Origin of the sequence: Streptomyces racemochromogenes, from assembly GCF_044129415.1 — a bacterium.
In the GTDB taxonomy this organism is placed as follows: Bacteria; Actinomycetota; Actinomycetes; order Streptomycetales; family Streptomycetaceae; genus Streptomyces; species Streptomyces racemochromogenes_A.
Genome location: NZ_JBBDHD010000175.1, coordinates 1 through 10,654 on the forward strand (window position 1 = coordinate 1; position 10,654 = coordinate 10,654).

At 76.1% G+C, this 10,654-nt stretch carries 2 protein-coding genes; both read left to right on the top strand.

The genetic code is table 11. From position 1 onward, the window contains the following. Positions 1-3,128: type I polyketide synthase (locus WDV06_RS33955; protein ID WP_395513669.1), on the top strand; the 3,128-nt coding region annotated here is incomplete at its 5' end. A 51-nt stretch (positions 3,129-3,179) separates the two neighbouring features. Further along, on the top strand, positions 3,180-10,654 hold a 7,475-nt coding region (locus WDV06_RS33960), incomplete at its 3' end, for a type I polyketide synthase (RefSeq protein WP_395513670.1).

The following is a 10,654-nucleotide window of genomic DNA, read 5'->3' on the forward strand; positions in this document are numbered from 1 at the left end:
GCGGCTACTGGTACCGCAACCTGCGCGGCCAGGTCGGCTTCGGCCCGGCCGTCGCCGAACTGACCGCCCAGGGCCACACGGTCTTCGTCGAGGTCAGTGCCCACCCGGTGCTGGTCCAGCCGATCAACGAGACCGTCGACGGTATGGGAACGGACGCCGTGGTGACCGGCTCCCTGCGCCGTGAGGACGGCGGTATGCGCCGCCTGCTCACCTCCATGGCCGAGCTGTTCGTCCGCGGCGTGGCCGTGGACTGGGCCGCGCTCCTGCCCGCCGCCACCGCGCGCGTGGAGCTGCCCACGTACGCCTTCGACCACCGGCACTACTGGCTCCACGCCACCGAAGCGGCCACCGACGCGGCCTCCCTCGGACAGGCCGAGGCTGGCCACCCCCTGCTCGGCGCGGTCGTCCGGCTGCCGCAGTCCGACGGGCTCGTCTTCACCTCCCGCCTGTCGGTGCGTTCGCACCCCTGGCTGGCCCAGCACTCCATCGGCGGCGTGCTGCTCGTTCCCGGCACCGGTCTGGTCGAACTGGCCGTGCGCGCCGGTGACGAGACCGGCTGCGGGCTGCTGGAGGAGCTCGTCATCGAGGCACCGCTGGTCATCCCCGACCACGGCGGCGTACGGGTGCAGGTCGCGGTCGGCGCGCCCGCCGGGAACGGGTCCCGCCCGGTCGACGTCTACTCCCTGCGCGAGGACGCCGCCGACGGGGAGGAGTGGACCCGGCACGCCACCGGCACCCTGTCGCCCGTCCCGGCCGCGCCCGCCGGGGGCTTCGACTTCGCGGCCTGGCCGCCGGCCGGGGCGCAGCCGGTCGACGTGGACGCCCCCGTGTTCTACGACGACCTGCGCGCCCACGGTCTCGCGTACGGGCCGGCGTTCCAGGGCCTGCGGGCGGTGTGGCGGCGCGGCGAGGAGGTCTTCGCCGAGGTCGCCCTGCCCGACGAGGAGCGCAAGGAGGCCGGTGCGTTCGGTCTGCACCCGGCCCTCCTGGACGCCGCCCTCCAGGCCGGGACCTTCGCCCCTCCGGCCGGTACAGCCGGGGAGGAGGGGACGGGGGAGCCGCGGCTGGCGTTCTCCTGGAACGGGCTGGCCCTGCACGCCGCCGGGGCATCCGCCCTGCGGGTGCGGGTCGCGCCGAGCGGTCCGGACGCGCTGTCGTTCCAGGCAGCCGACGAGACCGGCGGGCTCGTGGTGACCCTGGACTCGCTGGTCTCCCGTCCCGTGTCCGCCCAGCAGTTGGAGACGGCGGCCCGGAACGGGCACTCCGACGCGCTGTTCGCGGTGGAGTGGACCGAGCTGACGTCGTCCGCCGACGAGGCCGCGCCGTCCTGGGCGCCCGTGGCCGACGCCGACGACGTGGCGGCCCTCGCCGAGGCCGGGCCGGTGCCCGCCGTCGCACTGCTGGAGGCCGTCGGCGGCGCCGGCGAGGACGCGGCGCTGGCCCTGGTCTCCCGCGTGCTGGGCGCCGTCCAGGCCTGGCTGGCCGGAGCCGGACCGGAGGAGTCCCGGCTGGTGGTGGCCACCCGGGGAGCGGTGCCCGCCGGTGACGGCGGTACCGTGACCGACCCGGCCGCCTCGGCGGTGTGGGGTCTCGTCCGGGCCGCGCAGGCCGAGAACCCCGACCGGCTGGTCCTCGTCGACCTCGACCCCGCCGCCGAGGGGGGAGCGGAGTCGGTGCTCGGCGCCGTCCTGGCCGGCGGCGAACCGCAGGTCGCCGTCCGCGGGACCACCCTGTCCGTCCCCCGGCTCGTCCGGACCGGCGGCGAGGCCCCGGACGTGCCCGCGGTGTTCGCGCCGGACGGTACCGTCCTCGTCTCCGGCGGCGGATCGCTGGGCTCCCTGATCGCCCGGCACCTCGTCGTCCGGCACGGCGTACGGCACCTGCTGCTGGCGAGCCGTCGCGGCCCGCAGGCCGAAGGGGTCCGGGAACTCGTCGACGAGCTGACGGCCGAGGGCGCCGCCGTCACCGTGACGGCCTGCGACCTCTCCGACCGCGGACAGGCCGAGGCCCTGCTGGCCTCCGTCCCGGCCGAGCACCCCCTCACCGGCGTCGTCCACACCGCGGGCGTGTTCGAGGCCGGGCTGGTCGAGGCGCTGACCCCGGGACAGCTGGCGAAGCTGTTCGCCCCGAAGGTCGACGCGGTGCGCCACCTCGACGAACTCACCCGGGGCCTCGACCTGGACGCGTTCATCGTCTACTCCTCCGCCTCCTCCGTCTTCATGGGCGCCGGCAGCAGCGGCTACGCCGCCGCCAACGCCTTCCTCGACGGACTGATGGACCACCGGCGGGCCGCCGGCCTGCCCGCCCTCTCCCTCGCCTGGGGCACGTGGGCGCACGCGACGAACATGACCACCCACCTCAGCGCCGACGACCAGGCGCGCATGAGCCGCCGAGCCAGCCGTGACGGGGTCGTGGCGCTCACCCCCGCCGAGGGGATGGAACTGTTCGACGCGGCCGTCGCGGCCGGCCGGCCCCTGCTGGTGCCGGCCAAGCTGGACCTGCGCGGCGTACGGGCCGGCGCCGCGGCGCGCGGCGGCGTACCCCACCTGCTGCGCGGACTGGTCCCCGTGGGCCGGCAGCAGGCGCGGGCGGCGGCCGCGGGCGACGGCGGCGGGCTGATGCGCCGGCTGGCCGAACTCGACCCGGCCGATCAGGAGGCCCTGCTCCTCGACCTGGTCCGCACCCAGGCCGCGCTCGTGCTCGGGCACACCGACCCGGCGGGCGTCCGGGCCGAGACGGCGTTCAAGGACGTCGGCTTCGACTCGCTCACCTCGGTCGAACTGCGCAACCGGATCCGCGAGGCGACGGGGCTGAAGCTCCCGGCCACGCTGGTCTTCGACCACCCCACCCCGCTGGTCCTCGCCCGCCACCTGCGCGACGGGCTCGGGATCGGCGACGACGCCCTGGCCCGGGTGAACTCCCGGCTGGAGGACGTCGAATCACTGATCAGCACCCTGACCCTCGACGCGTCCATGAAGGCCGGCATCGCGCTGCGCCTCCAGGGACTGCTGGCCAGGTGCAACGGAGCGCTCGGCACGTCGGACGCCCCCACGGTCGCCGACCAGCTGGAATCCGCCTCCGCAGACGAGATCTTCGAATTCATCGACGGCGAATTCGGGCTCCTCTGACACCGGTTCAGGCCCCGCGCTCCCACCCCACTTCGTAAGGAATCGAAAAGAATGGCCACGGACGAAAAACTCCTCCAGTACCTCAAGCGGGTCACGGCCGAGTTGCACACCCTGAAGAAGCAGGGGTCGAACCACGCCGGTGAGCCGATCGCCATCGTGGGCATGGCCTGCCGCCTGCCGGGCGGCGTGGCCGGCCCGGAGGACCTGTGGAAGCTGGTGTCCGAGGGCCGGGACGCGGTCTCCGGGTTCCCCGAGGACCGCGGCTGGGAGCTGGAGGGCCTCTTCCACCCCGACCCCGACCACCCCGGCACCTCGTACACCGACCAGGGCGGCTTCCTCCAGGGCGCGGGCCTGTTCGACGCCGGGTTCTTCGGGATCTCCCCGCGCGAGGCGCTCGCCATGGACCCGCAGCAGCGGCTCCTGCTGGAGACCTCCTGGGAGGCCCTGGAGGGCGCCGGAATCGACCCCGTCTCCCTCAAGGGCACCGACGTCGGCGTGTTCTCCGGCGTGTGCAGCCAGGGTTACGGGACGGGCGCCGGAGCCATCGCCCCCGAGCTGGAGAGCTTCACCGGGACGGGTGTGGCGCCCAGCGTGGCCTCGGGCCGGGTGTCGTACGTCTTCGGCTTCGAGGGGCCTGCGGTGTCGGTGGACACGGCCTGCTCCTCGTCCCTGGTCGCCATCCACCTCGCCGCGCAGGCGCTGCGCCAGGGCGAGTGCTCCGTGGCCCTCGCCGGCGGCGCGATGGTGATGTCGACGCCCGGCACCTTCGTCGCCTTCTCCCGGCAGCGGGGCATGGCCACCGACGGACGCTGCAAGGCGTTCGCGGACGGCGCCAACGGCATGGGCCTGGCCGAGGGCGCCGGCGTGGTCGTGCTGGAGCGGCTGTCGGTGGCCCGCGAGAATGGACACAAGGTGCTGGCCGTGCTGCGCGGCAGCGCCGTCAACCAGGACGGGGCCTCCAACGGCCTGACCGCCCCCAACGGCCCCTCGCAGCAGCGCGTCATCCGCAAGGCACTGGCCGGCGCCGGACTGGTGTCGGCGGACGTGGACGTCGTCGAGGCCCACGGCACGGGCACCGCCCTCGGCGACCCCATCGAGGCCCAGGCCGTCCTGGCCACCTACGGGCAGGGCCGGGACCCGCAGCGGCCGCTGTGGCTGGGTTCGCTGAAGTCCAACATCGGTCACACGCAGGCCGCCGCGGGCGTCGCCAGCGTGATCAAGATGGTGCAGGCCCTGCGCCACGGCGTGATGCCCCCCACCCTGCACGTCGAACGTCCCACCACCGAGGTGGACTGGACGGCGGGCGCCGTGGAGCTCCTGACCGAGGCCCGGGACTGGCCGCGCGACGGCCGCCCGCGCCGGGCGGGCGTGTCCTCGTTCGGCATCAGCGGGACGAACGCGCACCTGATCCTGGAGGAGGCCCCCGTCGAGGAGGCCCCCGCCGCGGGCGAGGCCGACCCCCACCCGGAGGCCGCCGGTGTGGTCCCGCTGGTGGTCTCGGCACGCACCCCCGGCTCCCTGGCCGGGCAGGCCGCGCGGCTGGCCTCGTACCTCAAGGAAGCCGACGGGGTGGCGCCGGCGCAGGTGGGCCGGGCGCTGCTGTCCGAGCGGGCGCTCTTCGCCGAGCGCGCCGTCGTCCTGGCCGGATCCGCGCCCGAGGCCGTGACCCGGCTGGAGGCGCTGGCCCGCGGCGAGGGCGCGGCCGGTGTCGTGACCGGCAGCGCCGTCGGGCCGGCCCGGACCGTGTGGGTGTTCCCCGGCCAGGGCTCGCAGCGCGTCGGCATGGGCCGGGAACTGTACGAGCGGCACCCGGTGTTCGCCGAGGCGTTCGACGCGGCCTGCGAGCAGCTCGACACCGCCTTCGCCGGCCGGGTCGACCACCCGGTACGGGACGTGGTCCTCGGCCGGACGCCCGGCGCCGGCGGGCTCCTCGACCAGACCGTGTACACCCAGGCCGGCCTGTTCGCCGTGGAGAGCGCCCTGTTCCGGCTGCTGGAATCCTGGGGGCTCCGCCCGGACGCGGTCATCGGCCACTCGGTCGGTGAGATCACCGCCGCCCACGCGGCCGGCGCGCTCACCCTGCCCGACGCGGCGCGGCTGGTCGCGGCCCGCGGCCGGCTGATGCAGGCACTGCCCCCCGGCGGTGCGATGGTCGCCGTGGCCGCCGGTGCCGAGGAGGTCGCTCCGCTGCTCGGCGACGGCGTCGAGCTCGCGGCCGTCAACGGCCCGGCCGCGGTGGTGCTCTCCGGCGAGGAGGCCGCCGTGCTCGCCGCGGCCGCCGTGCTGCGCGAACGCGGCCGCAAGACGAAGCGGCTGGCGGTCTCGCACGCGTTCCACTCCGCCCGCATGGAGCCCATGCTGGCCGAGTTCGCCGCCGAGCTGGCCGGCGTGGCCTGGCAGGAGCCGGCCGTCCCGGTGGTCTCGAACGTCACCGGCCGGCTCGCCGGACCCGGCGAGCTCGCCGACCCGCAGTACTGGGCCGGGCACGTCCGCCGGCCGGTGCGCTTCGCCGAGGGCATCGCCGCCGCCGTGGAGTCCGGCGCCACCCTCTTCCTGGAACTGGGCCCCGGCGCCGCACTGACCGGGCTGGTCGAGGAGAGCGCCGCCGCCGCGGGCACCGGGGCGGTGACGGCCGTCGCGGCCCTGCGCGACGGCCGCCCCGAGGAGCGGACGCTGCTGGCCTCCGTGGCCGAGCTGTTCGTCCGCGGCGCGGCCGTGGACTGGAGCGCGGTCCTGCCGCGGTCCGCCGCATCCGGACGGGTGAACCTGCCGACGTACGCCTTCGACCACCGGCACTACTGGCTGAAGGAAGCGGCCGCCGCGACGGACGCCGTCGCGCTCGGCCAGACGGCGGCCGACCACCCCATGCTCGGAGCGGTCGTTCGGCTGCCGCAGCTGGACGGGCTCGTCTTCACCTCACGGCTGTCGCTGCGGACCCACCCCTGGCTCGCCGACCACGCCGTCGGCGGGGTCGTCCTCGTCCCGGGCACCGGGCTCGTCGAGCTGGCCGTACGGGCCGGAGACGAGGCCGGGTGCGGGGTGCTGGAGGAGCTCGTCATCGAGGCGCCCCTGGTGGTCCCCGACCACGGCGGGGTCCGCGTCCAGGTCGCCGTCGGCGCGCCGGGCGCGAACGGCTCGCGCACCGTGGAGGTCCACTCCCTGCGCGAGGACGCGGACGACGAGGACGCGTGGACGCGGCACGCCGCCGGCACCCTGTCCACCGCCGCCCGGCGGGGCGGCGGCGGGTTCGACTTCGCCGCCTGGCCGCCCGCCGGCGCCCGGCCGGTGGAGGTCGGCGACTTCTACGAGGGGCTCGCCGGCCGCGGTTACGGGTACGGGCCCGCGTTCCAGGGTCTGCGGGCGGTGTGGCGGCGCGGCGAGGAGCTCTTCGGCGAGGTCGCCCTGCCGGAGGAGCAGCGGGGCGACGCCGGCCGCTTCGGCCTCCACCCCGCGCTGCTGGACGCCGCCCTGCACACCGGGATGTTCGCCGCCCCGGCGGACGCCGACGAGGCCGGGGAGAGCGGGGAGGCGGTGCTGCCGTTCGCGTGGAACGGGCTGGAGCTGCGCGCCTCCGGTGCTTCGGTGCTGCGCGTGCGGCTCGTGCCCGGCGGGCCCGGCGCCGTGTCCCTGGAAGCCGCCGATGAGACCGGCGGCCTGGTGGTGACGCTGGACTCGCTGGTGTCCCGCCCGGTCTCCGCCGAGCAGCTCGGCGCCGCCGCCGCACCGGCCGTCACCGACGCGCTGTTCGGGGTGGAATGGGCCCCGCTGACCCCGGTCGAGGCGGCCGTGGCAGAGCCGGAGCGGGCACCGGTGGCCACCGCGCAGGACGTGGCCGCGCTGGAGCGCGGCGGCCGGGTGCCGGCGGTCGCGCTGCTGGAGGCCGTCGGCGGGGAGGACTCCGCCCTGGCCCTGACCTCCCGGGTGCTGGGCGTCGTCCAGGCCTGGCTGGCCGGTACGGGCCTGGAGGAGTCCCGGCTCGTCGTGGCGACCCGGGGCGCGGTGCCCGCCGGCGACGGCGCGGTCGACGACCCCGCGGGCGCGGCGGTGTGGGGCCTGGTGCGCGTCGCCCAGGTGGAGAACCCGGACCGGATCGTCCTCATCGACACCGACCCCGCCTCCGAGGCGGGTGCCGAGCCGGTGCTGGGCGCCGTCCTGGCCGCCGGGGAGCCGCAGGTCGCGGTCCGCGCCGGCGTGCTCTCGGCGCCCCGGCTCACCCGGACGGCCGCCCAGGTCCCCGACGTCCCCGCCGTGTTCGCGCCCGGGGGCACCGTCCTGATCACCGGCGGTACCGGCTCGCTGGGCGCCCTCGTCGCCCGGCACCTGGTCGCCCGGCACGGCGTACGGCACCTGCTGCTGGCCAGCCGCCGCGGCCCGGCCGCCGAGGGCGCGCAGGCCCTGGCCGCCGAACTGGGCGAACAGGGCGCCGCCGTCTCGGTGGTGGCCTGTGACGTCTCCGACCGCGAGCAGGCGCAGGCGCTGCTCGCGTCGATCCCGGCCAGGCACCCGCTGACCGGCGTCGTACACACCGCCGGGGTGCTCGACGACGGGGTGATCGGGGCGCTGACCCCCGAGCGGCTGGCCGGGGTGTTCGCCCCCAAGGTCGACGCGGTCCGGCACCTGGACGAGCTGACCCGGGGCGTCGGCCTCGCCGCCTTCGTGGTGTTCTCCTCCGCCTCCGGCGTGTTCGGATCCGCCGGCCAGGGCAACTACGCGGCCGCCAACGCCTTCCTCGACGGGCTGATGGCCCACCGCCGGGCCGCCGGGGAACACGGCCTGTCGCTCGCCTGGGGCCTGTGGGAGCAGACCTCCGGCATGACCGCCGACCTCAGCGCCGTCGACCAGGCGCGCATGAACCGTGGCGGCGCACTGGCGATCTCCGCGGCCGAGGGCATGGAGCTCTTCGACGCCGCCCTGGTGGCAGAGCGGGCCCTGCTCGTACCGATCAAGCTGGACCTGCGCGGGGCGCGGACCGGCGCCGCGGCCGGTGGCGGCGTACCGCACCTGCTGCGCGGCCTGGTCCGTTCCGGCCGGCAGCAGGCCCGGGCGCAGGCCGCCGGGGACGGCGGGCTGGTCCGCCGGCTCGCCGGGCTCGGCGCGGAGGAGCGCGAGGCCCTCCTCCTCGACCTGGTGCGCTCCGAGGCCGCCGTCGTCCTCGGCCACACCGGGCCGGGCGGGGTCCGGGCCGACATGGCGTTCAAGGACGCCGGGTTCGACTCCCTGACCTCCGTCGAGCTCCGCAACCGCATGCGTGAGGCGACCGGCCTGAAGCTCCCGGCCACGCTGGTCTTCGACTACCCGACGCCGCTGGCCCTCGCGGGCTACCTGCGCGACGAGTTCGGCGAGGCGGCCGGTGACGCCGGCACGCCCGCTCCGGCCGTGGCGGGCGCCGCCGTGGACCCGGACGAGCCGATCGCCATCGTGGGCATGGCCTGCCGGCTGCCCGGCGGGGTGGCCGGTCCGGAGGACCTGTGGCGGCTGGTGGCCGAGGGCCGCGAGGGCATGTCCTCCTTCCCCGACGACCGGGGCTGGGACCTGGACGGCCTGTTCGATCCCGACCCCGACAGCGCGGGCACCTCGTACGTCGGCCAGGGCGGCTTCGTCCACGGCGCGGGCCTCTTCGACCCGGCGTTCTTCGGGATCTCCCCGCGCGAGGCCCTCGCGATGGACCCGCAGCAGCGGCTCCTCCTGGAGACCTCCTGGGAGGCCCTCGAACGGGTCGGCCTCGACCCGTTCTCCCTGAAGGGCACCGACGTCGGCGTGTTCGCCGGCGTGTCCAGCCAGGGATACGGGGCCGGCGTGGCCGCCCCCGAACTGGAGGGCTTCGCCAGCACGGGCACGGCGGCGAGCGTGGCCTCCGGCCGGGTGTCGTACGTGTTCGGCTTCGAGGGCCCGGCGGTCACCGTGGACACGGCCTGCTCCTCGTCCCTGGTCGCCATGCACCTCGCGGCGCAGGCGCTGCGGCAGGGCGAGTGCTCCATGGCGCTGGCCGGCGGTGCGACGGTCATGGCGACCCCGGTCTCCTTCGTGGAGTTCTCGCGCCAGCGGGGCCTCGCCGGAGACGGCCGCTGCAAGGCGTACGCGGACGGCGCGGACGGCACCGGCTGGGCCGAGGGCGTGGGCCTGGTGGTGCTGGAGCGGCTGTCGGTGGCGCGGGAACGCGGGCACCGGGTACTGGCGGTGCTGCGCGGCAGCGCCGTCAACCAGGACGGCGCCTCCAACGGTCTGACCGCCCCCAACGGTCCGTCCCAGCAGCGCGTCATCCGCAAGGCGCTGCAGAGCGCCGGGCTGGGTGCCTCCGAGGTGGACGTGGTGGAGGGCCACGGTACGGGTACGGCGCTGGGCGACCCGATCGAGGCGCAGGCGCTGCTCGCCACGTACGGCAAGGGCCGTGACGCGCAGCGGCCGCTGTGGCTGGGCTCGCTGAAGTCCAACATCGGTCACACGCAGGCCGCCGCGGGCGTCGCCAGCGTCATCAAGATGGTGCAGTCGATGCGCCACGGCATCATGCCGCCGACGCTGCACGTGGACGCCCCGACGCGACAGGTGGACTGGTCCGAGGGAGCCATCGAACTGCTCACCGAGGCCCGGGAGTGGCCGCGCGACGGCCGGCCGCGCCGGGCGGGCGTGTCCTCGTTCGGCATCAGCGGGACGAACGCGCACCTGATCCTGGAGGAGGCCCCGGCCGAGCCCCGGCAGGAGGCCGCGGAGCCGGCGCCGGTCCCCGGCGGTGTGGTGCCGCTGGTGGTGTCGGCGCGCAGCGCCGCCTCGCTGGCCGGGCAGGCCGAGCGGCTGGCGGGGTTCCTGGACGGTGCCGAGGGGGTGTCCCTGGCCGAGGTGGCCGGGGCGCTCGTCTCCGGACGGGCCGTCTTCGGCGAGCGGGCGGTCGTCACGGCCGGCTCCGCCGAGGAGGCGCTGTCCGGGCTGCGGGCGCTGGCCCGGGGCGAGGACGCGGCCGGGGTCGTCACCGGCAGCGTGGGCCCGGCTGCTCCGGGCAGGGCCGTGTGGGTGTTCCCGGGCCAGGGGGCGCAGTGGGCCGGGATGGGTCGTGAACTGCTGGATTCGTCGCCGGTGTTCGCGGCGCGGATCGCGGAGTGTGCTGCCGCGCTGGAGCCGTGGGTGGACTGGTCGCTGACCGAGGTGCTGCGGGGTGAGGTTTCGCCGGAGTTGCTGGAGCGGGTGGATGTGCTCCAGCCGGCGAGTTTCGCGGTGATGGTCGGTCTGGCGGCCGTCTGGTCCTCGGTCGGTGTCAGGCCCGACGCCGTACTCGGCCATTCGCAGGGTGAGATCGCGGCCGCGTGTGTCTCCGGTGCGCTGTCGTTGGAGGATGCGGCCAGGGTGGTGGCCCTGCGGAGTCAGGCCATTGCCAAGGAGTTGGCCGGGCGGGGCGGGATGGCCTCGGTGGCGCTGAGCGCGGACGAGGCGGCCGCGAAGCTGGAGCGGTGGGCGGAGCGGGTCGAGGTCGCCGCCGTCAACAGTCCGTCGTCCGTCGTGGTCGCCGGTGACGCCGAGGCGCTGGATGAGGCCCT